Here is a 26,409-nt window from a genome sequence, read left to right on the forward strand (position 1 = left end):
ATAGGGAGGTCCGTTGGCGGCTTTTGAGGTCGTCGATATTGCGCCGCAAGGCCATCAAAGCACCCGTAGCTCAGCTGGATAGAGTGCTGCCCTCCGAAGGCAGAGGTCACAGGTTCGAATCCTGTCGGGTGCGCCATTATCTTATTGAATTTCAAGAAAAATACCCTGTCATCGTCTTGTGATGCATTCTAGTGCCAAGCAACGGCTACAAACGAGCTACCATTTAAAGTTTCTGGCGGACAGACCTCCCAATCTGTCGGCGTGATTTCTGCCCCCAACTAATCGGATGAGTCAGATGGCCGGAGCGCGCTATGCAGTTACAGCATCAACTCGCCAGACTGTTTGAGAACGCACCGCAGGCCGCGGTCACGATACAAATACGCGAGATGAAACCGCCGAACGATCTCTCCTGTTCACCTTATGGCGTAAGGTGTCGGTCGGTTGTAACCATTGCTTGCCGAGCGGCGCCATTGCAGCTAATAAATGAGTCGGCTTACAGGCAGATTTGTCGTCGTGTTTCGCGACGTATGAAGCAATACTACTTAGAGTTGCTTCCCTATGAACCCTTATTGCTATTTGACCACTTAATGGCAAATGCACTTGCGATCGCATAGGAGTGCCTGTAAGCCCCTCAACTGAGGCGACGGGGGCATTTTGTCTATACTCAAAAGCCTGAAAGCTGCGGAAGACGTTGATGATCTGGCTGTGTTACTCGGATACAAGCCGAAGAGCCTCACCTACATTCTCTATAAGCTGCCTGATGCTGCCAAATATACAACCTTCAAAATTCCAAAGAAGACCGGCGGTGAGCGAGAAATATGCGCGCCCACGGATCAGTTGAGGTTACTTCAGCGGCGGTTAGCTAACATTCTTTACACGTGCCGGGATGAAATAGATCACGAGAGTGGAAAAGGATCGCTTTCGCACGGCTTCCGCCGCGGCCACTCCATTGTCACGAATGCAAAGCCGCATCACAGGCGGCGCTTCGTTCTGAACCTAGACCTGAAAGACTTCTTCCCCAGTTTCAACTTCGGACGAGTTCGTGGCTTCTTCATCAAGAGCAAGGCCTTCGAGCTGAATGAAAAGGTGGCGACGCTCATCGCGCAGATAGCCTGCCACCAAAATGCGCTACCTCAGGGAAGCCCTTGTTCGCCGATAATCTCAGATCTGCTGGCCCATCTTCTTGATACCCGGTTGGCTAAGATGGCCAAGAAGGAAGGTGTCACGTACTCGCGCTATGCTGACGATCTGACGTTCTCCACGAACAAGAGAGTATTTCCGACCGCGCTCGCGATCCAGAATGGAGACAATGCCAAGCTATGGGAACTCGGCGAAGAGCTCACCTCCCGGATTGCAGACACAGGCTTCACCATCAATCCTGACAAGACGCGAATGCAATGCCGGATGTCTCGTCAACTCGTCACCAGCCTGACTGTCAACGCAAAGGTCAACGTCCGGATGGAGTACTACAAGCGCACGCGGGCCATGTGCGACACTCTTTTCAAGACAGGACTATACTCAGACATTCCCTTCAACAAATCCTTGGCACGTCGTCGCGACAACGCGCTCGCGGTAGCAGGTAGCGAGAAAGACAAAGACGGTGTGAAAGCCGCCAAGACGAGCATCACGTCCCTTGGCCCCCTCAGCGGGCGTCTGGCACACATCCATCATGTTAAGGACAGAATCGATACTCGGGAGGAGTGGGAGAAGCGGAAGCACAAGACGACGTTTCGCATGCTTTACTGCCGCTTCCTTTTCTACAGAAATTTTGCGGCACTCGATAAGCCGCTAATACTTACAGAGGGCAAGACTGACAATGTCTACTTATCGCTCGCCGTAAAAAACTCACCTAAATTTCACCCAAAGCTCGGCCAGTTAACGGCAAAAGGGTTCCAGAGCAACCTGCGTTACTTCAATCACCTCAACGAAACGCATAAAATAATGGAACTTGATGGTGGATCAGGTAATTTCAAGTTCTTCATTATTCGATACAAAGAAATTATGGATTCGTTCAAGCATAAACCTATGCTACATCCGGTCGTACTGGTTGTCGACAACGATGGTGGCGCGAAGGACATTTTCGCAACAATCAAGACAAACTACGGCATTTCGATTAATCACGACGGTAAACACGGATTTTACCATGTTACGCACAACCTTTATCTTGTAAAGACGCCTCACGTCGGAAAAAAGCAACAAACATGTATAGAGGATATGTTCGAGCCTGCACTGCTCAAAGAAGAGTTGGGCGGCAAGAAGCTGAATTTAGGCAAACTTGATCCAGCGAAGGAGTATGGCAAACACCTCTTTGCTGAAAAAGTGGTCCGACCCAAGGCCTCGACCCTGAAATGGGATGGGTTCGAGCCATTGTTACAGCGTGTTGTAGAGGTGCTTGACCACTACAAACCGCCGACTTAGTCGCGGAAACGTGCGCCAGTGCTAGTCAGCAGCTTCAGTATTGTGGAGATATCGATCAACAGCGAACTGGGGCACTAACCAGTCAAGTAATCTATCAGATTGGTTGGTCCAGGCCCTAATGGGCAAAACTGCCAATCAGCACCTCCAACGAACAGGTAATCTGCGCATCAATTCGATCGTACTCAATTCTTGCGCGCCATTTTCTTCCAAATAGCCAATAGTCTTCGAAATGCCGGTTCTGGCGGCGATGACGTGTGTTCTCGTCTCGCCTTCACCTCAGCCTCGACGCAACCGACTCCTCGGCCATGTATTCAGGAAGAACGTCCGCGCCCTCTGGCAACGGGTCGTGCTCAGGTCCAAAGTCGGAGCAGATCAGGCGCGGGCAAGGCCGCCAGATCCGGCAGCAGCCGGTCGGCGGCAGAGAAATCCTCGCCACACGTATAGATCGACGGCGTCACGATGACGCGAAGGCCTGCGGCCTTGGCCGAACGCAGGCCATTCAGGCTGTCCTCGAAGGCGATCGCTTCCGACGCTGCAAGTCCCAGTCTTTCAAGCGCCAGCAGAAAGACGTCCGGCGCCGGCTTCTTTGCGGAAACCTCATCGCCCGCCGCGACGACGTCGAAAACCTGATCGGACAAGAGGCCCCAGCAGGCGCGGCAAAGCGCATCGACGTTCGGTCGACTGGTGGTCGTCGCCACGGCGAGCTTAAGGCCGCCATCGCGCGCGGCCGCCACAAGATCCTGAACGCCGGGGCGTAGCGTCAGGCCGCCGCCGTGGAGGATGTCCGCATAGCGGATGGTCTTGCGCTGGTGCAGATCCGCGATGGTCTCGTCGCAGGGCTCGCGCGCGCCGATGTCATCGCGGTGACGACGCATCCGCTCCTTGCCGCCGGTCGTAGCGAGCAGACGCCGGTAGTCCGCGACGGTCCAGTGCCACCCGAGGCTAGCGGCGGCGAAGGTCTCGTTGAAGGCGAGCCGATGCGCCTCCTCCGTTTCCGCCAGCGTTCCGTCAACGTCGAAGATGAGCGCCCGGAGCGTCATGCGGCCTCGGTCAGAAGGGTTTCAATGAGGCCCGGCAGTTGATCGAAATTGGCGAAGACGGCCGTTGCGAGCATTTCCTCGATCGAGGCCTTTCGATAGCCCGCGCCGTAGAGCAGGAACGGAACCCTCGCGCGCATGGCCGTCTCGGCGTCGACTTCGCTGTCGCCGACATAGAAGAGAGCCGTTTCGCCCAGCGCGTTGAAGGCCGCATGCAGCGGCGCGGGATCCGGCTTGTGCGCGGCCATGCTGTCGCCGCCAAGGACCGTCTCGAAAAAGCGGTCGAGTTCGAGATGCGCGAGGACGGCCATAGCCGGGCGATGCGGCTTGTTGGTGCAAACGCCAAGCCGGTGCCCCGATGCCCGAAGCGTGGCAAGAGCCTGCGGCACGCCCGGATAGGGCTCGGTCAGGTGAACCGCCGTGTCGTATCGCGCCATGAACGCCGCAAAAAGGCGCGCCTGCTCGCTGTCTGGAATCCCGCGGGCCTGTCGCATGCGCTGGACGAGGACTGCCGCGCCGTTGCCGATGAAGCGGCGCGTCTCGTCCAACGTGATCGGGTCCCTGCCCTCGCCGGCAAGCAGCGCATTGGCGACGGCGTGGATGTCGGGCGCGCTGTCGATCAGCGTGCCATCAAGATCGAAGACGATGGCGGCCATCCGGTTTCCCCTTTTTTATCGTGATGACGGCGAAGGGCGAGGCCGCCCAGGGCACCGCGCCTTTCGTCAGGCGGCGTTCGTCGCCGCTGTCGCCGCGCCGCGGATCGCACGGATGTTCTGGCCGTAGATCTCGGCCTTGTCGACCGATCCGCCGCGAAAGACGGCAGAGCCCGCGACCAGAACGTCCGCCCCGGCGTCCACCACGACAGGCGCCGTTGCCGGATCCACCCCGCCATCGACTTCGATATGCACCGGGCGGTCGCCGATCATCGCGCGCAGGGTGCGGATCTTCGCTGTCATATCGATGAACGTCTGCCCGCCGAAGCCGGGATTGACGGTCATCACGCAGACGAGGCCGGCAAGATCGAGGAGATGGGCGACCGCCTCGGCCGGCGTGCCGGGGTTCAATGCAACACCGGCCTTCATGCCGGCGCCCCGGATCGCCTGCAGCGTGCGGTGGATATGGGGCCCGGCCTCGACATGAGCTGTCAGAATATCGGCGCCGGCCTCCGCATAGGCCTCGATGAAGGGATCCACCGGCGCGATCATCAGGTGAACATCCATCACCGTTTTGACGTGGCGCCGGAAGGCCTTCACCGCCGGCGGTCCGAAGGTGAGGTTCGGAACGAAATGCCCGTCCATCACGTCGACATGGACCCAATCCGCCCCCTGCCCCTCGATCGCACGGATTTCCGCGCCGAAATTGGCGAAGTCCGCCGAGAGGATCGAAGGGGCAATCTTGACGGAACGGTCGAAGGTCATGGGCATTGGGACTGTCCTTCCTGATGAAGCCGCATCAACCGGCGGCGGCCGGGACGATGCGATCGACGTCGAGCCCGCCCTGGAAGACACGGCTCTTGCGGATATCGGGCTCGCATATCGTGGAAAGCGCGGCGGCATCGAGCGGCCCCCGCGCCTCGGAGAAGAGCCGGTTGGCCTGGCGAAGACGGGCCCGGTCGAGCGCGTTGCGGATGGAGCGGGCGTTGGCGAAATGCGGCTGACGGCGGCGCAGGCCGATATATTCGGTCATGGCCGCCTCCGCCTCGGCGTCGAAGGCATAATTCTGGTTTTCCAGCATCGTATTAGCGATCTTCAGCAACTCTTCGTCGGTGTAGTCGGGAAAATCGATGTGATGGGCGATCCGGGAGCGGAAGCCGGGGTTGGCGGAGAAGAAGCGGTCCATCTTGTCGGCATAGCCGGCCATGATGACGACGAGGTCGTCGCGGTTGTTCTCCATCACCTGCAGGAGGATTTCGATGGCCTCCTGGCCATAGTCGCGTTCGTTGTCGGGCTTGTAGAGGTAATAGGCCTCGTCGATGAAGAGGACGCCGCCCATGGCCTTCTTGAGCACCTCCTTCGTCTTCGGCGCCGTATGGCCGATATACTGGCCGACGAGATCGTCGCGGGTCACGGAGACGAGGTGCCCCTTGCGGACATAGCCGAGCCGATGCAGGAGGCCCGACATCATCCGTGCGACCGTCGTCTTGCCGGTCCCAGGATTGCCGGTGAAGCTCATGTGCAGGGTCGGCGTTTCCTGCGCCAGTCCCATGTCGCGGCGGGCCTTGTCGACCAGCAACAGCGCGGCCGTCTCGCGGATGCGTTGCTTGACGGGCGCAAGACCGGTCAGTTGCGTGTCGAGGTCGCGCAGGACGTCTGCGACCCCCGACGCCTCGTATTGCGCGGCGAGATCGACCGATGTGGGCCGGTTCGCCTCTGTCGTATCGGTCATGGCAGATGCCTTCATTGAGGATCGTCGTCTCCCCGCCCCGCCCGGAGGCGGGACGCGGAGCATCGCAGCGTCGTTGTCAGGGCCGCGCATCCCAGGCGTAGGTCTGGGTGCGGCTTTCAAGGTTCGTGCGCTGCATGTGGAGCTTCGGCTCATGGGGAGGCCGGTTGACGATGAAGGACATCATCACCGTCTCCCAGCCGCGCGTCGCATCGAAGGCCTGGACGCGGATATAGGCCTCCGGGTGCGCCTTGCGGCACTCGTCGAGCTCCATCATCACGCCCTTGGCGTCGCGCAGGTCGAACATGGGATTGCCCCACATGTCCCAGTAGGTGTTCCGCGGGTGCGGGTCGTAGCTGTATTCGAGGCTGACGGCCCAGTCCCGGCCGAGGATATACTCGATCTGTGCGGTGATCTGCTCGTCGGTCAGGTCGGGCAGAAAGGAAAAGCAACCTTGGGTGATGCGCATGTCGTCCTCCTCACATGGCGGGCGTTGCCGTCGGCACGAAGTCCGACGTGTCGGTCGAGGCATAGTTGAAGGTGATGTTGCCCCAGGTATCGAGGGCCGCTTCCAGGGGCTTGCACCACTTGGCGGCCTCGCGAAGAATCTCCGGGCCCTCGATCTTGATGTCCCGGCCCTCATTGCGGGCAAGGACCATCGCCTCGAGCGCGACGCGATTCGCCGTCGCTCCCGCCTGGATGCCCATCGGATGGCCGATCGTGCCGCCGCCGAACTGCAGCACCACGTCGTCGCCGAAGAGATCGAGGAGCTGGTGCATCTGGCCGGCATGGATACCGCCAGAGGCGACCGGCATCACCTTCTTGATGTCGGCCCAGTCCTGCTCGAAGAAGATACCCCGGGGCAGGTCGACCGCGTTCACACTCTCGCGGCAGACGTTGTAGTAGCCCTGCACGGTGAGCGGATCGCCTTCGAGCTTGCCGACAGCGGTGCCCGTGTGGAGGTGGTCGACGCCGGCAAGGCGCAGCCACTTGGCGATGACGCGGAAGCTGATGCCGTGGTTCTTCTGGCGGGTGTAGGTGCCGTGGCCGGCGCGGTGCATGTGCAGGATCATGTCGTTCTGCCGGCACCACTCGCTGATCGACTGGATCGCGGTCCAGCCGATGATGAGGTCGACCATGACGACGACGCTGCCGAGTTCCTTGGCAAGCTCCGCGCGGCGGTACATCTCCTCCATCGTGCCGGCGGTGATGTTGAGGTAGTGCCCCTTGACCTCGCCGGTATCGGCCGAGGCCTTGTTGACGGCCTCCATGCAGTAGAGGAAGCGGTCGCGCCAGTGCATGAAGGGCTGCGAGTTGATGTTCTCGTCGTCCTTCATGAAGTCGAGGCCGCCCTTGAGACCCTCGTAGACGACGCGGCCGTAGTTCTTGCCGGACAGGCCGAGCTTCGGCTTGGTCGTCGCACCGAGCAGCGGCCGGCCGAACTTGTCGAGCCGCTCGCGCTCCACGACGAGGCCGGTCGGCGGCCCCTTGAAGGTCTTGCAGTAGGCGACCGGCAGGCGCATGTCCTCAAGGCGCGCCGCCTTCAGGGGCTTGAACGAGAAGACGTTGCCGATGATCGAGGCGGTGAGGTTGGCGATCGAGCCTTCCTCGAAAAGCACCAGGTCGTAGGCGATGTAGGCGAAATACTGGCCCGGATTGTTCGGCACCGGCTCCACCCGGTAGGCCTTGGCGCGATAGGTGTCGCAGGCCGTCAAGCGGTCGGTCCAGACCACGGTCCAGGTGGCGGTCGAACTTTCGCCGGCGACAGCGGCGGCGGCCTCAATGGGGTCGACACCGTCCTGCGGCGTGATGCGGAAGAGCGCCAGCAGATCGGTGTCCTTGGGTTCGTAGTCACCGTCCCAGTAGCCCATCTGCGCATATTTCAGGACACCGGCGGCATAGCGCTTCTTCTGGTCCCGGATTTCCTGCGGATTGCTCATGTCATTCATTGTTCGAGCTCCTGTTCGGCTTCACGCCGCTTTTGCGGCGGCAAGTTCGGGGTCAAGCGCGCCGGATGCGTAGCGCCTGGCCATGTCGTCCATCGATATCGGCTTGATCTTTCCGGAGCGTCCGGCCGTCCCGAACTGTTCGAACCGCTCGCGGCAGAGCTTTTCGAGCTCCGCCATGGCCGGAACCATGAACTTGCGCGGATCGAATTCCTTCGGATGCTCCGCCGCGACCTTGCGGAAGGCGCCCGTCATCGCCATGCGGCAGTCAGTGTCGATGTTGACCTTGCGCACGCCCATCCGGATGCCGCGCACGATCTCCTCCACCGGCACGCCCCAGGTCTGGGGCATCTCACCGCCGTGGCTGTTGATGAGGTCCTGCAGGTATTGCGGCACCGACGACGAGCCGTGCATCACCAGATGCGTGTTCGGCAGCTTCTCGTGGATCGCGGCGATGGTCGCCATCGAGAGGATGTCGCCGTCCGGCTGGCGCGAGAACTTGTAGGCGCCATGGCTGGTGCCGCAGGCGATCGCCAACGCGTCGCACTTCGTTGCCATCACGAAGTCGACGGCCTGGTCCGGGTCGGTCAGCAACTGGTCGTGGCTGAGCTTGCCTTCCGCCCCAGATCCATCCTCCTCGCCCGCCTCGCCGGTTTCCAGCGAGCCGAGGACGCCGAGTTCACCTTCCACCGATGCGCCGACCGCATGCGCGGCCTTCGTCACCCGGCCGGTGATCTCGACGTTGTAGTCGTAGGAAGCTGGAGTCTTCATGTCCTCCTTGAGCGAGCCGTCCATCATGACGGAGGTGAAGCCGTGCCGGATCGCCGAGAGGCATGTTGCGTCGTTGTTGCCGTGGTCCTGATGAAGGACGATGTGATTGCCGGGGAACATCTCGGCCAGCGCCTCGACCATCTTGCGCAGCATGATGTCGCCGGCATAGGCCCGTGCCCCGCGGGAGGCCTGCAGGATGACCGGCGCGTCACAGGCTTCGGCCGCACGCAGGATGGCGAGGCCCTGCTCCATGTCGTTGATGTTGAAGGCCGGGACGCCGTAGCCGTGCTCGGCGGCGTCATCCAGCAATTGCCGTAGTGTGATCAGTGCCATCGATATGCTCCCTCACGCTGCTTCCGCGGCCGGCAGCAGGGCCGCGATGCCGGGGAGCGTCCTGCCCTCCAGCCATTCCAGGAACGCTCCGCCAGCGGTGGAGACGTAGGTGAAGTCGTCAGCCACCTTCGCGGCATTGAGCGCCGCGACCGTGTCGCCGCCGCCGGCGACCGTGACGGCCCTGCCCTGCCGCGTTAGCTCTGCGGCGGTCTCGGCGAGCCGCATGGTCGCCTCGTCGAAAGGCTGTATCTCGAAGGCGCCAAGCGGCCCGTTCCAGAGGATCGTGCGGCAGTCGGCCAGGACCTTGCGAAAGGCCTCGACGGCCCTTGGCCCCGCATCGAGGATCATGCCGCCTTCAGGGCAATCCCGGGCGCCGACGACATGGCTCGGCGCATGCGCCGCGAAGGCCTCGGCGACGACGACGTCTTCCGGCAGGTGCAGGGTGCAGCCCGAGGCCCTCGCAAGCGCGGCAATCTCGTGCACGGTTTCGATCTGGTCGGCCTCGTGGAGCGACCGGCCCATGGGCGCCCCCTCGGCAAAGAGGAAGGTGTTGGCCATGCCGCCGCCGATGATCACGTGGTCGAGCTTGCCGACGAGGTTCTTCAGCACCGCGATCTTGGTGGAGACCTTCGATCCGCCGACGATGGCGACCGACGGGCGCTTCGGCGCATCGAGCGCAGCCGACAGCGCGGCGATTTCCTCCAGAAGCAGCGGACCGCCATAGGCCGGCATCAGGTGCGCGATCGCCTCGGTGGAGGCATGCGCACGGTGGGCGCAGGAGAAGGCATCGTTGACGTAGAGATCGCCAAGGCGTGCGAGTTCGGCGGCAAAAGACGCGTCATTGGCCGTCTCGCCCGCGTTGAAGCGCACGTTTTCGCAAAGGAGCACCTCGCCGTTCTTCAGGCTCCTGCTCAGCCCCACCGCTGCGTCGCCCGTGCAGACATCGGCAAATGTCGCCGCAACGCCGAGAGCTTTCGAAAGCGCCGGGCAAAGCTTGGCAACGGAGAAGGTGGGGTCCGGCACATCCGGCTTCGGGCGGCCGAAATGCGTGATGATGACGAGCCGGGCACCCCTTGCCAGCAATGGCTTCATGCCGGCGGCGAAGCGCTCTATCCGCGTCGCGTCCGTGACAGCGCCCTGGTCCACGGGGACGTTGAGGTCGGCCCGCACCAGCACGCGCCGGCCAGCGACATCGATGTCCATGATCGAGGGGATGTTCATCAGAGCAGCCTCCCCATGGCGACGGCGGTGTCCGCCATCCGGTTCGAGAAGCCCCACTCGTTGTCGTACCAGGAGAGGATGCGGCACATCGTGCCGTCCATCACCTTGGTCTGTTCCATGTGGAAGACCGAGGAGCGGGGATCGTGGTTGAAGTCGGCGGAGACGAGCTTGTCCTGCGTGAAGCCGAGAATGCCCTTCAGGCTGCCTTCGGCCGCCGCGCGGATCGCCTCGTTGATCTCGTCGACCGACGTTGTGCGCGAGGCCTCGAAGGTGAGATCGACGACCGAGACATTCGGCGTCGGCACCCGGATCGCGACGCCGTCGAGCTTGCCCTTCAGTTCCGGCAGCACGAGGCCGACCGCCTTGGCGGCGCCGGTCGAGGTCGGGATCATCGACAGGGCGGCGGCGCGGGCGCGGTAGAGATCCTTGTGCATGGTGTCCAGCGTCGGCTGGTCGCCGGTGTAGCTGTGGATCGTCGTCATGAAGCCGCGCCGGATGCCGATGGCATCGTTCAGCACCTTGGCGACCGGCGAGAGGCAATTGGTGGTGCAGGACGCATTCGAGACGACGACATCGTCCGTCGTCAGCGTCGCGTGATTGACGCCGAAGACGATGGTCTTGTCGGCATCTTCTCCGGGCGCGGAGATCAGAACCCGCCTGGCGTCGGTGCGAAGATGCGGCGCGCACCTTTCCTTCGACGTGAAGATGCCGGTGCATTCCATGATCACGTCGACGTCGGACCAGGGCAGGTCTGCCGGGTCGCGGATCGCGGTCACCCGGATGGGGCCGCGTCCGACGTCGATCGTGTCGCCGGCGACCGTGACGGTTCCGGGAAAGCGGCCATGGACGCTGTCGTAGCGCATGAGGTGCGCATTGGTCTCGACCGGCCCCAGGTCGTTGATCGCGACGACCTCGATGTCGGTCCGCCCGGATTCCACGATGGCACGCAGGACATTGCGGCCGATCCGCCCGAACCCGTTGATGGCAACGCGCGTTGTCATGCGTCTCAACCCTTCCTGACGAGGCTCTTCGCCATGGCCGTGACGGCTGCGGCGGTGATGTTGAAATGGCGGTAGAGGTCTTCGGCCGGGCCCGAGGCGCCGAAACCGGTCATGCCGACGAAGCCGTCGCCGCGTTCAAGGAAGAGCTCCCAGCCCTGACGGATGGCGGCCTCGATGCCGACGCGGGGCGCGGTGCCACGGACGGCTTCCTGGTAGTCCTCCGGCTGCGCGGCGAAGAGCTCGAAACAGGGGGCGGAGACAACCGCTGCCCGGATGCCTCCCGACGCAAGCATGTCGGCTGCGGCAAGCGCGATCTCGACCTCCGAGCCGGTCGCGATCAGCGTCACGTCGCGGCCGTCCGGCGCCTCACGGAGGACATAGGCCCCGCGCGCGGTGCGGTTTTCGTCCGTATGGACGCGCCGGACCGTCGGCAGGTTCTGGCGCGACAGGCACAGGACGGTGGGCATGGAGGCCGAACAGGCCGCGATCTGCCAGGCCTCGGCCGTTTCCACCGCATCCGCCGGGCGGATGACGGCAAGGTTGGGCATGGCGCGCAGCGACGCGATGGTCTCGACCGGCTGGTGCGTCGGGCCGTCCTCGCCAAGGCCGATCGAGTCATGGGTCATGACATAGGTCACCGGCACGCCCATCAGCGCCGACAGGCGGATCGACGGGCGGCAATAGTCGGCAAAGGCCAGGAAGGTGCCGCCGAAGGGCACGAAACCGCCATGCAACGCGATGCCGTTCATCGCGGCGGCCATGCCATGCTCGCGGATGCCGTAGTGGATATAGTCGCCCGAATAGTCGTTGCGGGTGACGGACCGCATGGCCTTCGTCCGGGTGTTGTTGGAGCCGGTGAGATCGGCCGAGCCTCCGACGAGGTTCGGCAGCACGGCGTCCAGCACCTCCAGCGCCATTTCCGAAGCCTTGCGGGTGGCAACGCTCGGTGCGTCCTTCGAAAGCTGCGCCTTGTGCACGGCCATCACCGCATCCAGAGCGCCACGGTCCGGTGCGGCAAGGGCCACCTCGAAATGCGCAGTCCGGGCGCTCTTCGCCTTGCGCTCCAGCCAGGCGGCGCGCGCAGCGGCACCTCGGGCGGCAATCCGGCGCCAGGAGGCACGGACCTCGCCCGGCACCTCGAACGGCGGAAGGGACCAGCCAAGCGCCTCGCGCGCGGCCGCCACTTCCTCGGCGCCGAGAGGCGCGCCGTGCACCTTGTGGCTGCCGGCCTTGTTGGGCGCGCCCTTGCCGATGATGGTGCGGCAGGCAATCAGCGACGGGCATCCCGTCTCGGCCCGCGCCCTTTCGATCGCGGCGGCGATGGCCTCCGGATCGTGGCCGTCGACGGCGTCGACCTGCCAGCCGGAGGCGCGGAAGCGGGCGGCCTGGTCGGTGGTTGTCGAGAGATCGGTCGCGCCGTCGATGGTGATCCCGTTGTCGTCCCAGAAGACGATGAGGCGGCCAAGGCCGAGATGACCGGCGAGATCGATCGCCTCCTGGCTGATGCCCTCCATCAGGCAGCCGTCGCCGGCGATGACATAGGTGAAGTGATCGACCAGATCGTCGCCGAAACGGGCATTCATCATGCGTTCGGCGAGCGCCATGCCGACGGCGGTCGAAATGCCCTGGCCGAGTGGCCCGGTCGTGGTCTCGATGCCCTTGGCGTGACCGTATTCCGGATGACCGGCCGTGCGCGCGCCGAGCTGGCGAAAATTGCGCAACTGATCGGCATCCATGTCGTCGTAGCCGATGAGATGATTGATCGCGTAGACCAGCATCGAGCCGTGGCCGGCGCTCATGACGAAGCGGTCGCGATCAGGCCATGTGTCGTCGGCGGGATCGATGGTGATGAAGCGGTTGAAAAGAACCGTCGCGACGTCGGCGAGGCCCATCGGCGCGCCCGGATGACCGGAATTGGCGGCCTGGACGGCGTCCATGGCGAGAACGCGGATGGCGTTGGCCATGACCGTCTCGTCGGCCTTGATGATGGATTGGACGTTCATCGGGGCTCTCCTCAGGCGCGCTTGGATTCGTGAACGAGCCGACGGATGATCGGCGTGAAGATGAGCTGCATCGCCAGATCCATCTTGCCGCCGGGGATCACCAGCGAATTGGCGCGGGTCATCCAGCTGTCGTGGATCATTGATGTCAGGTAGGGAAAGTCGAAGCCACGCGGGTTCTTGAAGCGGATCACAACAAGGCTTTCGTCCGGCGTCGGGATCCAGCGGGCAATGAAGGGGTTGGACGTATCCACCACCGGCACGCGCTGGAAGTTGATGTCGGTCTCGGAGAACTGCGGGCAGATGCAGTGAACATAGGCGTGCATGCGGCGCAGGATGGTGTCGGTCACCGCCTCGGTCGTGTAGCCCCGGTTGGCCTTGTCGCGATGGATCTTCTGGATCCATTCGAGGTTGATGACGGGCACGACGCCGATCTTGAGATCGGCCAGCGCCGCGAGATCGACCGTGTCGTTGACGACGGCGCCATGAAGCCCCTCGTAGAAGAGAAGGTCGGAATTCTTCCGGAAGGGCTCCCAGTCGGTAAAGGTGCCGGGGGCAGCGCCGTATCGCTCCGCCTCCTCCTCGTCATGAACGTAGTGCCGCGTCGACCCCTGCCCCGTTTCGCCGTAGGTCCGAAAGACCTCCTGGAGCTTGTCGAGTTCGTTGGCCTCGTAGGAGAAGTGGCTGAAGGTCTCCTCGCCCGATGCCTTGCGGGCGTCGAGTTCGGCCTTCATCGCCATGCGGTCATAGCGGTGGAATGCATCGCCCTCGATCGAGACGGCCGTCACGTTTTCGCGCCGGAAGATCTCGTCGAAGGTCTTCTTCACGGTCGTGGTGCCCGCGCCCGACGAGCCGGTCACCGAAATGATCGGATGTTTCTTGGACATGTCCGCTTCTTTCTGGTCAGGCCCGGAAGAGGCCGCGATTGCCGAAAAGGGCTGCGTCCTCCAGCTCCGGCAGGGCGTGGTAGTCGATGACTCTCCGGACCTTCTCGCTCGTGCCGAAGATCAGCGGCGTGCGGGCGTGGAGCGTTTCGGGCACCTGGTCGAGGACGGCAAGAAGCCCGGTCGTCGCCATGCCGCCGGCCTGCTCGACGAGGAACGCAATGGGCGCTGCCTCGTAGACGAGCCGCAGGCGTCCCTGCTCGTAGCCGGCCCGGTCGTCGCCGGGGTAAAGGAAGATGCCGCCGCGCGACATGATGCGGTGCGTTTCGGCCACCAGAGAGGCCACCCAGCGCATGTTGAAATTCTTGCCGCGCGGGCCGTCGATGCCGGCAAGGCAGTCGTCGATATAGGCGCGGATCGGTTTCGCCCAGTGACGATAATTCGAGGCGTTGATCGCGAATTCGCAAGCCTGCGAGGGGATCGACGGCGCGCTCTTTGTCTTGCGAAAGAGACGCGCCTCCCGGTCGAGAACGAACTGCTCGACGCCGTCGCCGAAGGTGACGACCAGCGACGTCTGGGGACCGTAGACAAAGTACCCGGACGCAACGAGATGCCGGCCTGAGCGCAGGAAGGTCGCCTCGCCGTCGTCCAACGCCGGCTGAAGGCTGAAGATGGTTCCGATCGAGACGTTGACGTCGATGTTCGACGACCCGTCCAGCGGATCGATGGCCAGCGCCCACGCCCCTCCCGCGTCGATCTGCGCGACATCCTGCCGTTCCTCGGAGGCGTACCAGCGCACACCGGTGCCTCTCAGGGCGGCCGCGAAGGCCTTGTCCGCAACGATGTCGAGCGCCTTTTGAACGTCGCCGTCCGTGTTGCTGCCGACGCTCGCGCCAAGGTTTCCGGCCAGCGGTCCGAGGGCGATCGTCCGGGACAGATCGGCCGCCACGTCGGCAAGAGCCGACAGGACCGGGTGCAGATTTTCGGGGATCGAGCTTGTCTCGATTCTGGGTTCGGATGACATCCGGAAGCCTCGCTGTCTCCTATGACCCCATTGATATCGCCTATGATGAATGATATTAAAATTTCGAATTTCTGACGAAAGTGTAAGAAAAACTTTGAATCCACTCGATCAGATCACACTGAGGCAACTCCGGGCCCTGCAGGCGGTCGTGTCGGAAGGCACGATCTCCGCCGCTGCCGCGCGCCTCGGACTGACCGGGCCGGCGATCCACAATCAATTGAAACTGCTTGAAGATTCCGTCGAGTCGGCACTGCTCGTGCGCGAAGGCCACGGACGTGGAACGCCAACGCCGCAGGGCGCGGCGCTGCTGACGGCCTATGAGGAGGCCCATACGGCTCTGGAACGCGCCGTCCAGACCATCCGGGCGCTCAATGCCGGCAAGATCGGCAGCGTCACGCTGGGCGTCGTCAGCACCGCCAAATATGTCGCACCCGGCATCGTCGCCCGGCTGAAGTCCGAGATGCCGGATGTCGAAGTCCGGTTGAAGGTCGCCAACCGCGCCGACACGATCGAGGCGCTGGGAAAAGGGGAATACGATCTTTGCATCATGGGGCGCCCGCCCCAGATGCCCAAGGTCGACGCAACGCCGCTGGTCGACCATCCGCACGTCATCATCGCCGCCGCCGATCATCCGCTCGCGGACAAGGACACCGTCACCGCGGACGACCTCGGCAAGGAGCTGTTCGTCACGCGCGAAACCGGCTCCGGCACGCGCATTCTGGCGGCTCACTATCTGAATGAAATCGGCAACGGGCGGGAATTCCAGACGATCGAGATGACGTCCAACGAGACGATCAAGCAGGCCGTCCTGAGCGGTTTGGGCATCGCCCTGATCTCGGCCCATACCGTGGCCGAGGAACTTCGCACCGGACGTCTCGTCTCGCTGCCCTGCGACGGTATGCCGATTATCCGCCGATGGTTTCTCTGCGCGCCGACCGAACGGCCGCCCGGCATGGCGGCGCTGAAGGTCCGGGAGTGGATTTCAGCCAATGCCGAAACGATTTTCCCCGCCTTCGACGTCATGAAGCGGGGCCGGGGCTGAACGCCCCATGGCCAGTGAGGCCCGAACCGGGAAAATGAAACAGCCGCGGCGTTTCCACCACGGCTGCATCCTGTCTCAAGAACCGCTCGCGATCAGGCGATGTCGAAGCGGTCGGCGTTCATGACCTTGGTCCAGGCGGCGACGAAGTCCTTGACGAACTTCTCTTCCGCGTCGTCCTGGGCATAGACCTCGGCATAGGCGCGCAGCATCGCATTCGAGCCGAACACCAGGTCCATGCGCGTCGCCGTCCACTTCCTGGCACCGGACTTGCGCTCGCAGATGTCATAGACGCCGCTGCCCGCCGGAACCCACTTGTAGGCCATGTCGGTCAGGTTGACGAAGAAGTCCGTCGTCAGCGCGCCTTCGCGGTCGGTGAAGATGCCATGCTTGGTGCCGCCATGGTTGGTGCCCATGGCGCGCATGCCGCCGACCAGAACGGTCATCTCATGCGCGGTCAGCCCCATCAACTGGGTCCGGTCGAGCATCAGCTCTTCCGGGCTGACGATATAGTCCTGCTTCAGCCAGTTGCGGTAACCGTCCGCAAGCGGCTCCAGAACGTCGAAGGACGACGCGTCGGTCATCTCGTCGGTCGCATCGCCACGGCCCGGCGCGAAGGGCACCGAGACGTCGTGACCGGCCGCCTTGGCGGCCTTCTCGATGCCGACGTTGCCGGCAAGCACGATGACGTCGGCGACGCTGGCGCCATACTGAGCGGCGATCGGCTCCAGAACGCCGAGCACCTTGGCAAGACGGGCCGGCTCGTTGCCTTCCCAGTCCTTCTGCGGCGCAAGGCGGATACGCGCACCGTTGGCACCGCCGCGCATGTCCGAACCGCGATAGGTGCGGGCGCTGTCCCAGGCGGTCGAGACCATCTCGGCGATGGAGAGGCCGGACGCGGCGATCTTCGACTTGATCGCGCCGATGTCGTAGTTGGTCGGACCTTCCGGGATCGGGTCCTGCCAGATCAGGTCTTCGGCGGGAACGTCAGGGCCGACGTAGCGCGCCTTCGGCCCCATGTCGCGGTGGGTCAGCTTGAACCAGGCGCGGGCGAAGGTGTCCTTGAAATACTCCGGATCGGCCATGAACTTCTGGCAGATCGCGTTGTAGATCGGGTCCATCTTCATCGCCATGTCGGCGTCGGTCATCATCGGGTTGTGACGGATCGACGGATCGCTGGCGTCAACCGGCTTGTCTTCGTCCTTGATGCTGACCGGCTCCCACTGGTTGGCGCCGGCCGGGCTCTTCGTCTGCTTCCATTCGTGGCCGAACAGCATGTCGAAGAAGCCCATGTCGAACACGGTCGGGTTCGTCGTCCAGGCGCCTTCGAGACCAGACGTGACCGCGCGGCTGGCAAGGCCATTCTGGTGCGGGTTGTCCCAGCCCATGCCCTGCATTTCCGGGCCGGCGGCTTCCGGCTCCGGGCCGAGCGCCTTGGCATCGCCATTGCCGTGGGTCTTGCCGACGGTGTGGCCGCCGGCGGTGAGCGCCACGGTTTCCTCGTCGTTCATCGCCATGCGGGCGAAGGTCTCGCGCACCTGGGCAGCCGTCTTCAGCGGATCCTGCGTGCCGTTGACGCCTTCCGGGTTGACGTAGATGAGGCCCATCTGGACCGCGGCCAACGGGTTTTCCATGGTGGCCGGGTTCGCGACATTCTCATAGCGCTCGTCCGACGGAGCGAGCCACTCCTTCTCGGCGCCCCAGTAGACGTCCTTTTCCGGATGCCAGATGTCCTCGCGGCCGAAGCCGAAGCCGAAGGTCTTCAGACCCATGGATTCATAGGCGATATTGCCGGCGAGGATCATCAGGTCGGCCCAGGAGACCTTGTTGCCGTACTTCTTCTTGATCGGCCAGAGAAGACGGCGGGCCTTATCGAGGCTGACGTTGTCCGGCCAGGAGTTCAGCGGGGCAAAACGCTGGTTGCCGGTGCCGCCGCCGCCACGGCCGTCGGCGAGGCGATAGGAACCGGCCGCATGCCAGGCCATGCGGATCATGAGACCGCCGTAGTGACCCCAGTCAGCCGGCCACCATTCCTGGCTGTCGGTCATCAGCGCATGCATGTCCTTCTTCAGCGCCTCGACGTCGAGCTTCTTCAACTCCTCGCGGTAGCTGAACTCCTTGCCCAACGGGTTGGTCTTGGTGTCGTGCTGGTGAAGGATGTCGAGGTTGAGGGCATTCGGCCACCAGTCCATGACCGATGTTCCGGAGTGCGTGATGCCGCCGTGCATGACGGGGCATTTCGCCGAACTGTCGTTGACCTCACTGAGTTTCGTGTCCATCTCTCTCTCCGATCATGGGTGGGTTGTTTGTGTCATTGATGTAGGAGCGCCGCCCGATCCCCGGAACCGCCGCCTGTCATCGTGATGGCGAAGCCAGAGGGCCTGTCGGGCGGGACGTGCGGGCGGAATGCCTCGATTCGCATGTTGTTCTTGCACTTGTTCATTCTGGATCGAGACCGGGGCGCCGGCGCCAGCTCTGGCCGTTCGGAAGTTCCTCTCCCGGCCATCGACAGCAGCCTCGACGCGAGGGCTTCCTAGGATTCGTCCCTCCAATCTTCTTGGCGGCGAACCTATCAAGCGCACCCGATCAGAGGAAGTTGGATTTACTGATTTTAGCGATAAGACATTCTTATCGACCGACGCCTGTCTCTCCAGTATTGCCGTTTTCGAACCTCGTCCGATCATGATCGTGTCGCCCCCGCAGTCGTGGCGAGCGGCTCGGCAGAAAGGGACGACGGGAGCAGGTTCCGGACGGTCGCATCCTCTCCTGCCGTGGCCTCGTCCCTGCCCGCCCGGCTCTCCTGACGTGCAAGGCTTGCCTGCGCCGCGGCAAGCCGGGCCGCGGGCACGCGAAACGGTGAGCAGGACACGTAATCGAGCCCGACCTGATCGAAGAAATCAATCGAGGCCGGATCCCCGCCATGCTCGCCGCAGATGCCGAGCTTGATGTCCGGCCGCCGCTTGCGGGCGCGCAAAATGGCAAGATCGACGAGTTCTCCGATGCCCTCCTGATCGATCGTCACGAAAGGATCGGCCAGGTAAATGCCCTTGTCCACATAGAGACGCAGGAAGCGTCCGGCATCGTCGCGGCTGATGCCGAGTGCCGTCTGGGTGAGATCGTTGGTCCCGAAGGAGAAGAACTCGGCGGTTTCGGCAATCTCGCCGGCACGGAGCGCGGCGCGCGGCAATTCGATCATGGTGCCGACCTGATAGACGATCCGGCGCCCTGTCTGCGCCATCACCGTCTCGGCCGTCGCATCGATCACACCGCGAACCACATCGAATTCCGCCCGCGTGGTGACGAGCGGCACCATGATCTCCGGCACGACCGGCCGGCCTGTCGTCGTCTCGGCCGCCAGTGCGCCTTCGAAGACGGCCCGTGCCTGCATTTCCGCGATTTCCGGAAAGGCGATGGCCAGGCGGCAGCCGCGAAATCCGAGCATCGGATTGTGTTCGCCAAGCTCCAGGGCCCGGGCCCTCAGCCGTTCGACCGGCATTTCCATCGCGGCGGCAAGCGCCTCGATCTCTGCCTCGCCATGAGGCAGGAACTCGTGCAGCGGCGGATCGAGAAGCCGGATCGTGACGGGAAGCCCGTCCATGATCTCGAACAACTGCTGAAAATCGGACCGCTGCATCTCCAGCAGCCTGGCAAGCGCAGCCCGGCGCCCGGTCTCGTCATCGGCAAGAATCATGGCCCGGACGCTTGCGATGCGCGCCTCGTCGAAGAACATGTGCTCGGTGCGGCAAAGTCCGATCCCTTCGGCGCCGAAGGCGCGCGCCTGCCGGGCATCCTCGGGCGTTTCGGCGTTGGCCCGGACCTTCATGCGCCGGACGGCATCGGCCCATTGCATCAGCGTCGCGAAATCCTCCGAGAGCACGGGCTGGCGCATTGCCACCTTGCCCGCATAGACCCGGCCGGACGATCCGTCGATCGTGATTGTCTCGCCGCGAAGGAAAACCCTTCCGCCCACCGTCATCCGGCCGGCCTTGGCATCGATCTCAAGGCCGCTGGCGCCGGAAACGCAGGTCTTGCCCCAGCCGCGCGCGACGACGGCCGCGTGCGAGGTCATCCCGCCGAGCCTTGTGAGGATGCCGTTGGCGGCAAGCATGCCCTTGATGTCTTCCGGGCTCGTCTCCTGCCGCACCAGGATGACGTCCCGACCGGCCATCCGCGCGACCTCGGCCTCTTCGGCGCTGAAGGCGATCTCGCCGCAGGCAGCACCGGGCGAAGCAGGAAGGCCGCGCGCCACCTCGATTTTCTCGGCCGCCGGATCGATGGAGGGATGCAGCAATTGGTCGAGCGAGGCCGGCTCGATACGGCGAACGGCGTCCGCGCGGCTGATCAGGCCCTCTCTGGCCATTTCGACCGCGATACGGACGGCGGCATGGGTGGTGCGCTTGCCCGAACGCGTCTGCAGCATCCAGAGCTTGCCGTCCTCGACCGTGAACTCGATGTCCTGCATGTCGCGGTAGTGCTGCTCCAGCCGCGTCGAAATGGCGGACAATTCCCGGAAGGCGTCCGGCATGACCGCTTCCATCGTGGATGGATCGGAAGCAGTCGCGGTCAGCGGCTGCGGTGTACGGATTCCCGCGACGACATCCTCGCCCTGGGCATTGACGAGATACTCGCCGAAGAAGGCATTCTCGCCGGTCGAGGGATTGCGGGTGAAGGCAACCCCGGTCGCCGACGTCTCGCCCCGGTTGCCGAAGACCATGGCCTGGACGTTGACCGCCGTTCCCCAGCTTGCCGGAATGCCGTGCAGGCTGCGATAGGTGATCGCCCGCTCGTTCATCCAGGACGAAAAGACGGCGCCGATCGCGCCCCAGAGCTGCTCCATCGGATCGTCGGGAAATGGACGGTGCAGGACATCGAGCACATGGCTCTTGTAGGCCGCGATGACGGCAAGCCAGTCTTCTGCGCGCAGATCCGTGTCGGCAAGGCGGCCGAGCCTCGTCTTGCAGTCGTGCAGGATGTCCTCGAAGGCGCCATGCTCCAGCCCGAGCACGACCTCCGCATACATGGAGATGAAGCGGCGATAGCTGTCATAGGCAAAGCGTGCGTCGCCGCTCGCGCGGGCCACCGCCTCGACCGCGATGTCGTTGAGGCCGAGGTTGAGCACGGTGTCCATCATCCCCGGCATTGAGGCGCGGGCGCCGGACCGGACCGAGACGAGCAGCGGATCGTCCGGATCGCCGAAGGACTTGCCGACGATGCTGCCTGTCTCGGCGAGCGCCTTGGCGACATCCTGCCGCAGCCCGTCCGGGAAGCGGCAATCGTGCTCATAAAAATGCGTGCAGACCGCCGTCGAGATCGTGAAGCCGGGCGGGACGGGAAGCCCGATGGCGGACATTTCGGCAAGATTCGCCCCCTTGCCACCCAGAAGATCGCGCATGTCGCGCGTGCCTTCCGCCATCCCGTTGCCGAAACGATAGACCCACTTCGTCACAGAACACCTATCAGGACCTGAAAACTCGGGAAGCTGGGCCGGAGGGCAGTCCCCTCCGGCCCAGACACCTGGAAACGCGGCGGCCAGAAGTTCATGATCTGCCGTAGGTTTCCTTGTTGCGCTGGACCAGACCGCGCTACGGCACGATGACCCCGCGCCCGGTAAAGCGCCGGTGCTTGAAGTCGTCGATCGCGGTGTTGATGTTGGCGAGATTGTACTCGGTGTAGTGCATCTTCACCTTGCCGTCGGCGTTGAGCTCCATCAGTTCGACGAGTTCGGTGTAGTTGCCGACCAGACTGCCACCGATATTGATCTCTTCGATGACAAGATGGACCGTCGGCACCTCGATCTTGCCGCCATAGCCGACGACGAACATCTGCCCGCCCTTGCGAGCCATCTTCCAGCAGATGTTTTCCACGCCCAGTTCGCCGACGAAGTCGATGACCACATGCGCGCCGCCGCCGGTGATCTCCTTGACCTCCTCGATGACATTCGGGCCGCCGTCGAGGACGAAGTCCGCGCCGAGATCCTTGGCAAGCTTCTGCGCCGCGGGTTCCCGGTCGACGGCGATGATCCGGCAGCCGGAGATGGCGTGCAGCGATTGGAGCGCGATATGACCGAGGCCGCCGATGCCGACCAGCACGCAATAGGAGCCGGGGCGCAACAGGCGGGCGGCCCGCTTGGCAGCCCGATAGGCCGTGATGCCGGCATCCGCGAGCGGCGCGACCTCGATGGGCATGATGCCCTTCTTCAGCTTGATGAGCGACCGCTCGCTGGTGACGAAATACTCGGCAAAGCCGCCGTTCATGCCGAGACCGGGAAAGGCGCCGTTGTCGCAGTACATGTCCTCGCCATGGCGGCAATTGAGGCAGACGCCGCAAGAGCGGAAGGGATGGCAGATGACGGCATCGCCTGGCTTCACCGACTTGACGCTGCTGCCGACATCCTCGACCCAGCCGGCGTTCTCGTGTCCCATGATGTAGGGCAGCAGCGTGCCGTTCGGATCCATCGTTGGCTTCCAGACGCCTTCGATGATGTGAAGATCGGTGCGGCAAAGGCCCGCCGCGCCGACCCGGACGATCACCTCGTCCGGCGCCGTGATCTCGGGCACCCTGACGTCCTCGATCTTGAGGTTCACGTTCACGGCGGGGTCGTATTCATAGAGCATGGCCGCTTTCATGGCCGCCTCCCTTCACGTCTTGTGGTCTTCTTCAATGGATTGCACCGCACCGCCGGACCTCAGGCCCGGCCGAGCAGCTCCGCGCCGCCGCCAAGCGCCGCCCCTGCGGTCGGATCGAAATGTTCGGGCAGATCGCCGACGAGGGTCTCGGTGGTCATGATGAGCGTCGCGACCGACGCCGCGTTCCTGAGCGCGGAGATCGTCACGCGAACAGGATCAATAATGCCTGCCTCATACATGTTGACAAAGGTGCCGCTCGCCGCGTCGAAGCCGTAGCCGCCGTTGACGCGGCTCACCTCGGTGACGATCGTGTCGGCGTCCTGGCCGGCGTTGGTGGCGATCCGCCACAGCGGACGCGTCAGCACCGAGCGCACGAGACCGACACCCTCGCGGACATCGCCCTCGACCGTCCCCTCCAGCGCGGCGAGGACAGGCCCCATCTGGGCGAGCGCCGAGCCGCCGCCGGCAACAACCCCCTCCTCGAAGGCCGCGCGGACGGCACTCAAGGAATCCTCGATAAGCTGGATGGTGCGCTTCTGCTCCACGGGGGTGACGCCGCCGGCATAGAGCACCGCCGTCCCGCCCGAGAGTTTGGCAAGGCGCTCGCGCAGCTTGTCCTGCTCGATATTCGGCGGCGCCGCCTCATACTGGCGCTGGACCTGGGCCCGGCGCGCGACGATCGCGTTCCGGTCGCCTTCGCCGCCGACGACGGTCGTATAGCTGGCGCTCGTGCGCACCCGCTCGGCCCCGCCAAGATCGTCCGCCGTCACCGCTTCCAGCGCCCCGCCGAGGTCGCGCGCGATGACGCGGCCGCCGGTGAGAATGGCGAGATCCTCCATCATCGCCTTGCGCCAATGGCCGTATTCCGGCGGATGGATCACGAGGTAGCGGCCGGGGCCCTCCTTGCCGAGCAGCGTGACCACCACTTCGGGCGACACCTCTTCGGCGATGATCAGCAGCGGCCGTCCGGCCTTGGCCGCGATCGCGCGGGCGGTATCGAGCGAGGCCGGGTCCTTGATCTTCAGGTCCGTCATCAGGATCAGGGGGCGCTCAAGAACAGCTTCCATCTTCTCCTGGTCGGTCACCATGTGGTGGGAGAGATAACCGCGGTCGAAGGACATGCCCTCGACCACATCCAGCCACGTCTCGGTGGTGACGCTGAAGTCGGTCGAGATCACGCCCTCGGCGCCGACGCTCTCGAAGGCATCGGCGACAAGCGCACCGAGCTTCGGGTCGGTCGCGGCGATATTGGCGACGGCCCGGAGCATGCCATTGCCCTGGGTTGCCCGCGCCGACAGCGACAGGGCCTTGGTGACCTCCTCGACGGCAAGATTGATGCCCTTGCACAGGTCGACGGCCTTGCTGCCGCGATCGGCCGCCGTGACTCCACTCTGGATCAGGGCGTTGGCAAGGACGATCGCGGTCGTCGTCCCGTCGCCGGCAATCTCGTTGGTCTGCATGGAGACCTCGCGGACGACCTGCGCCCCCATGTTTTCGAAGCGGTCCGACAGTTCGATCTCGCTGGCGATGCTGACACCGTCACGCGTGATCATCGGCGTGCCGATCGGCCTGTCGATCATGGCATTGAGGCCCTTCGGACCGAGCGTCGGCTCGACGGCGGCCGCAAGCTGGGCGACGCCCCGCGCCAGGGCTTTGCGGGCCGCGGAATTGTGAAGCAGCAATTTGGACATGAGATTCCTCCCGCGCCGCGACTGCGGCGCGCCACCCTGTTGTTCTGTTGTTGTCGAAAGGGTCCGCCGGCCAGGCCGGCGAACCGTCGTGCTAGCCTTCGGACGTCACCGCCCTGATCCCGCGCCGAGCGTCTCGCACGGCTGTCGCGGCGGGACGCGATCGAGAATGAAGTCGACGAGCGTCGGTTCGCCGTCGACCATCTCCATCTCCTTGTAGCGGGCGGACTTGAGCCCCCGGCAAAGCGCGCCGCTGAACTCCATGTTCACCCTGAGCCGGCGCAACTCGGAGAGATAGTCGTTGAGACCGTCCGCCGGGATGCTCTGCCCCTCCCAGGTCGGAAAGGCGGGGTCGCTCGGGTCAAGCTCGGCCCATCGGGAAAGAAGGGCGCTGCGATAGCGCGGCTTCTGGCTCGATGCTTCGCTGTCGCCCAGCGGAACGGCATCAAGGGTCCCGACGTCCATGCCGACGATCTCCTCGTCGGTGAAGCCCTCCAGCCGCAGTCCGCGCAGCACCGCCTCCTGGCGGCGCTTGTAGGCCTTCATCGCGAAGGTCGCGCGCAACTCGTCCAGTCCCTGATCCCCGGCAAGCTCCCCGAAGATGTCCTCGAAGGGCTTGCCTGCGGCGAGCCCCTCGTTGACCTCCTCGGCGAACATGTGGTCGTGCAGTTCGATGCTGAACGCCGGCGACCACGACAGTCCCCCGAGTGCCCGGCGAAGATCGTCGAGCATCAGGAAGGCGAAGTTCGGCGAACACCAGTAGGTCGGCAGCCGGAAGTCGACCTGGATGTTGCCCTGCCCGTCGACAACGGCCCGCTCGACGAACCCCATCGACGTGACCGACTCGTCGAGTTCGGGGTCGTTGACGCTATCGAGCGCGCGCCACATCTCGGCTTCCAGCCTTTGATGGTCTCTCGTCGACATCGTCATGGCCTCACTCCGCCGCGACGGCGACCGGGTCGCTGGCCAGTGCCTTCTTGCGGGCGGCGACATCGATGCCATAGAGGGCGGCCGCGTTGAGGCCGAGGATCTTCTCCTTGATCTCCGGCGTGAGATCCACGCCCCGCTCCTGCTTGATGTCTTCGGGCAGTTCGAAGGCCCAGAACTTCTCGACCAGCCAGCGCGGCGTCCAGATCGCATAGTCGGAGCCAAAAAGGATCTTGTCCGGCCCGACCCAGAACAGCAGCTCGGCGATCATCTCGGCGAAATAGCGCGGTCGCGAATGGATGAAAGGCAAGGCGACGGCAAGGCCGCCGTAGACATTGGTCTCCTGGACCGCGATCCAGCAGAAGTCGTCGAGACGCGGCAGGCCGACATGCTCCACGATCCAGTTGAGGTTCGGGAAGTCCGTCGCGGCATAGTCCACGTCATGGACGTCGAAGGCGTCCTTGTTGAGGGGGATGATCGTCGGCCCCTTGTGGACGTGGACATTCTTGATGCCCAGCTTGTCGCAGAGCTCGAAGCACTTGTAGGCGTCGGGGTCGTTCAGCTTCCAACCCTTGGAGGCCCCGTTCCACTCGGCGGTGTACATCTTCACGCCGGTGATGTTGTAGGTCTCCTTCATCTCGTGGATCCACTCCAGCGCCTTCTCGCCGTCGCGCGGATCGAAGGCACCGTTGACGATGAAGCGGTCGGGATGGCGGGAGGCAAGGTCATGCGACCGCTTCACGCAGCCAAAGCCCGTCTTGTAGAAGTCGCCGAGCACCGTCGTCTGGATGATGGCGACGTCGTCCGGTCCGTCGACAAAGAGATCCCGGTAGAGATCGTCGGCCGAATACTTCTCGAACTTCTCCTTCGGCCAGAGCTCTTCCTTGGGGCTGAGGTTGGCGTGGTAGGCATAGAAGCAGTCGATGAACTGCTTGCCGTGGATGTTTTTCTGGTTCGCCGGGCTGCCGTCCCAGAAGTGGGTGTGGCCATCGACGATGAAGATTTCCTTGCCTTCCGGTGTCACGAACATCTTGGGTCCTCCCCTTGTCTCAAGGGTCTGTTTCGAGGGTATTTTCGGGGGCGCCCTTCATCGGCGCCTTTCTCGTGAGGCC

Annotated in this window: 20 protein-coding genes and 1 tRNA gene; 3 read left to right on the plus strand and 18 right to left on the minus strand. The window is 63.7% G+C overall.

Annotated features, from left to right (window positions below; all coding sequences use genetic code 11):
• The first annotated feature begins 59 nt into the window (after window positions 1–59).
• Window positions 60–136: transfer RNA gene (locus HDIA_RS19385), tRNA-Arg, on the plus strand.
• Between the two features lie 518 nt (window positions 137–654).
• Complete coding sequence (locus tag HDIA_RS19390; protein ID WP_099557654.1) at window positions 655–2,418, plus strand: retron Ec67 family RNA-directed DNA polymerase/endonuclease; 1,764 nt, start codon at window positions 655–657, stop codon at window positions 2,416–2,418.
• A 350-nt stretch (window positions 2,419–2,768) separates the two neighbouring features.
• On the opposite strand, the gene HDIA_RS19395 is transcribed toward HDIA_RS19390, so the two are convergent.
• The 12 genes from HDIA_RS19395 to HDIA_RS19450 form a co-directional block, all read right to left on the minus strand.
• Window positions 2,769–3,458: an HAD-IA family hydrolase gene (locus HDIA_RS19395; RefSeq protein ID WP_099557655.1), complete on the minus strand. Its 690-nt coding sequence runs from the start codon at window positions 3,456–3,458 to the stop codon at window positions 2,769–2,771.
• Entirely contained in the window at window positions 3,455–4,111 is a 657-nt protein-coding gene (gene gph, locus HDIA_RS19400; RefSeq protein WP_099557656.1) for a phosphoglycolate phosphatase, read from the minus strand. Before gph ends, HDIA_RS19395 begins: the two co-directional genes overlap by 4 nt.
• 66 nt (window positions 4,112–4,177) lie before the next feature.
• Window positions 4,178–4,873, minus strand: a complete 696-nt coding sequence (rpe, locus tag HDIA_RS19405; RefSeq protein ID WP_099559029.1) for a ribulose-phosphate 3-epimerase — start codon at window positions 4,871–4,873, stop codon at window positions 4,178–4,180.
• 34 nt (window positions 4,874–4,907) lie between these two features.
• Window positions 4,908–5,840 (minus strand): CbbX protein, encoded by a 933-nt coding sequence (gene cbbX, locus HDIA_RS19410; RefSeq protein ID WP_099559030.1) that lies wholly within the window; start codon window positions 5,838–5,840, stop codon window positions 4,908–4,910.
• Between the two features lie 76 nt (window positions 5,841–5,916).
• The gene (locus tag HDIA_RS19415) at window positions 5,917–6,306 is read right to left on the minus strand and encodes a ribulose bisphosphate carboxylase small subunit (protein WP_099557657.1); all 390 of its coding nucleotides are present in this window, start codon (window positions 6,304–6,306) and stop codon (window positions 5,917–5,919) included.
• A gap of 10 nt (window positions 6,307–6,316) precedes the next feature.
• Window positions 6,317–7,777: a form I ribulose bisphosphate carboxylase large subunit gene (locus HDIA_RS19420; RefSeq protein WP_099559031.1), complete on the minus strand. Its 1,461-nt coding sequence runs from the start codon at window positions 7,775–7,777 to the stop codon at window positions 6,317–6,319.
• Between the two features lie 30 nt (window positions 7,778–7,807).
• On the minus strand, window positions 7,808–8,887 hold the full coding sequence (gene fba, locus HDIA_RS19425; RefSeq protein ID WP_099557658.1) for a class II fructose-bisphosphate aldolase: 1,080 nt from the start codon (window positions 8,885–8,887) through the stop codon (window positions 7,808–7,810).
• Between the two features lie 12 nt (window positions 8,888–8,899).
• Window positions 8,900–10,108, minus strand: a complete 1,209-nt coding sequence (locus HDIA_RS19430) for a phosphoglycerate kinase (RefSeq protein ID WP_099557659.1) — start codon at window positions 10,106–10,108, stop codon at window positions 8,900–8,902.
• Complete coding sequence (gene gap, locus HDIA_RS19435; protein ID WP_099557660.1) at window positions 10,108–11,109, minus strand: type I glyceraldehyde-3-phosphate dehydrogenase; 1,002 nt, start codon at window positions 11,107–11,109, stop codon at window positions 10,108–10,110. Before gap ends, HDIA_RS19430 begins: the two co-directional genes overlap by 1 nt.
• A gap of 5 nt (window positions 11,110–11,114) precedes the next feature.
• Window positions 11,115–13,112, minus strand: a complete 1,998-nt coding sequence (gene tkt / locus HDIA_RS19440) for a transketolase (RefSeq protein ID WP_099557661.1) — start codon at window positions 13,110–13,112, stop codon at window positions 11,115–11,117.
• 11 nt (window positions 13,113–13,123) lie between these two features.
• Window positions 13,124–13,996, minus strand: coding sequence for a phosphoribulokinase (locus tag HDIA_RS19445; RefSeq protein ID WP_099557662.1), 873 nt, complete (start codon window positions 13,994–13,996; stop codon window positions 13,124–13,126).
• A 16-nt stretch (window positions 13,997–14,012) separates the two neighbouring features.
• Window positions 14,013–15,017 carry a class 1 fructose-bisphosphatase gene (locus HDIA_RS19450; RefSeq protein ID WP_099557663.1) on the minus strand — a complete coding sequence of 335 codons (1,005 nt, stop codon included), beginning with the start codon at window positions 15,015–15,017 and terminating at the stop codon, window positions 14,013–14,015.
• A 49-nt stretch (window positions 15,018–15,066) separates the two neighbouring features.
• On the opposite strand from HDIA_RS19450, the gene HDIA_RS19455 reads away from it, so the two are divergent.
• Complete coding sequence (locus tag HDIA_RS19455; RefSeq protein ID WP_099557664.1) at window positions 15,067–16,059, plus strand: LysR family transcriptional regulator; 993 nt, start codon at window positions 15,067–15,069, stop codon at window positions 16,057–16,059.
• Between the two features lie 92 nt (window positions 16,060–16,151).
• Here the strand turns inward: HDIA_RS19455 and katG are convergent, their stop codons facing one another.
• From katG to HDIA_RS19485, 6 genes are all read right to left on the minus strand, one after another.
• Window positions 16,152–18,335 (minus strand): catalase/peroxidase HPI, encoded by a 2,184-nt coding sequence (gene katG, locus HDIA_RS19460; RefSeq protein WP_099557665.1) that lies wholly within the window; start codon window positions 18,333–18,335, stop codon window positions 16,152–16,154.
• Between the two features lie 401 nt (window positions 18,336–18,736).
• Complete coding sequence (gene ppdK, locus HDIA_RS19465) at window positions 18,737–21,502, minus strand: pyruvate, phosphate dikinase (RefSeq protein ID WP_099557666.1); 2,766 nt, start codon at window positions 21,500–21,502, stop codon at window positions 18,737–18,739.
• Window positions 21,503–21,638: 136 nt separating this feature from the next.
• The gene (locus tag HDIA_RS19470; RefSeq protein ID WP_099557667.1) at window positions 21,639–22,682 is read right to left on the minus strand and encodes an NAD(P)-dependent alcohol dehydrogenase; all 1,044 of its coding nucleotides are present in this window, start codon (window positions 22,680–22,682) and stop codon (window positions 21,639–21,641) included.
• 59 nt (window positions 22,683–22,741) lie between these two features.
• A complete protein-coding gene (gene groEL / locus HDIA_RS19475) occupies window positions 22,742–24,373 on the minus strand; it encodes a molecular chaperone GroEL (RefSeq protein ID WP_099557668.1) in 1,632 nt (543 codons plus the stop codon).
• A gap of 105 nt (window positions 24,374–24,478) precedes the next feature.
• Window positions 24,479–25,300 (minus strand): iron-sulfur cluster assembly protein, encoded by an 822-nt coding sequence (locus tag HDIA_RS19480; RefSeq protein ID WP_197708047.1) that lies wholly within the window; start codon window positions 25,298–25,300, stop codon window positions 24,479–24,481.
• Between the two features lie 4 nt (window positions 25,301–25,304).
• Window positions 25,305–26,327 (minus strand): amidohydrolase family protein, encoded by a 1,023-nt coding sequence (locus tag HDIA_RS19485; protein WP_099557669.1) that lies wholly within the window; start codon window positions 26,325–26,327, stop codon window positions 25,305–25,307.
• Window positions 26,328–26,409: the final 82 nt, after the last annotated feature.

Origin of the sequence: Hartmannibacter diazotrophicus (assembly GCF_900231165.1) — a bacterium.
Taxonomy (GTDB): domain Bacteria; phylum Pseudomonadota; class Alphaproteobacteria; order Rhizobiales; family Pleomorphomonadaceae; genus Hartmannibacter; species Hartmannibacter diazotrophicus.

Bases quoted from the DNA above. Each gene is read 5' to 3' on its own strand.
- gph (WP_099557656.1), bottom strand. From the start codon at position 4,111: ATGGCCGCCATCGTCTTCGATCTTGATGGCACGCTGATCGACAGCGCG.
- katG (WP_099557665.1), bottom strand. From the start codon at position 18,335: ATGGACACGAAACTCAGTGAGGTCAACGACAGTTCGGCGAAATGCCCC.
- HDIA_RS19395 (WP_099557655.1), bottom strand. From the start codon at position 3,458: ATGACGCTCCGGGCGCTCATCTTCGACGTTGACGGAACGCTGGCGGAA.
- HDIA_RS19480 (WP_197708047.1), bottom strand. From the start codon at position 25,300: ATGACGATGTCGACGAGAGACCATCAAAGGCTGGAAGCCGAGATGTGG.
- HDIA_RS19485 (WP_099557669.1), bottom strand. From the start codon at position 26,327: ATGTTCGTGACACCGGAAGGCAAGGAAATCTTCATCGTCGATGGCCAC.
- HDIA_RS19470 (WP_099557667.1), bottom strand. From the start codon at position 22,682: ATGAAAGCGGCCATGCTCTATGAATACGACCCCGCCGTGAACGTGAAC.
- HDIA_RS19420 (WP_099559031.1), bottom strand. From the start codon at position 7,777: ATGAGCAATCCGCAGGAAATCCGGGACCAGAAGAAGCGCTATGCCGCC.
- gap (WP_099557660.1), bottom strand. From the start codon at position 11,109: ATGACAACGCGCGTTGCCATCAACGGGTTCGGGCGGATCGGCCGCAAT.
- HDIA_RS19415 (WP_099557657.1), bottom strand. From the start codon at position 6,306: ATGCGCATCACCCAAGGTTGCTTTTCCTTTCTGCCCGACCTGACCGAC.
- HDIA_RS19430 (WP_099557659.1), bottom strand. From the start codon at position 10,108: ATGAACATCCCCTCGATCATGGACATCGATGTCGCTGGCCGGCGCGTG.
- HDIA_RS19445 (WP_099557662.1), bottom strand. From the start codon at position 13,996: ATGTCCAAGAAACATCCGATCATTTCGGTGACCGGCTCGTCGGGCGCG.
- tkt (WP_099557661.1), bottom strand. From the start codon at position 13,112: ATGAACGTCCAATCCATCATCAAGGCCGACGAGACGGTCATGGCCAAC.
- groEL (WP_099557668.1), bottom strand. From the start codon at position 24,373: ATGTCCAAATTGCTGCTTCACAATTCCGCGGCCCGCAAAGCCCTGGCG.
- cbbX (WP_099559030.1), bottom strand. From the start codon at position 5,840: ATGACCGATACGACAGAGGCGAACCGGCCCACATCGGTCGATCTCGCC.
- rpe (WP_099559029.1), bottom strand. From the start codon at position 4,873: ATGACCTTCGACCGTTCCGTCAAGATTGCCCCTTCGATCCTCTCGGCG.
- HDIA_RS19450 (WP_099557663.1), bottom strand. From the start codon at position 15,017: ATGTCATCCGAACCCAGAATCGAGACAAGCTCGATCCCCGAAAATCTG.
- HDIA_RS19455 (WP_099557664.1), top strand. From the start codon at position 15,067: ATGATATTAAAATTTCGAATTTCTGACGAAAGTGTAAGAAAAACTTTG.
- fba (WP_099557658.1), bottom strand. From the start codon at position 8,887: ATGGCACTGATCACACTACGGCAATTGCTGGATGACGCCGCCGAGCAC.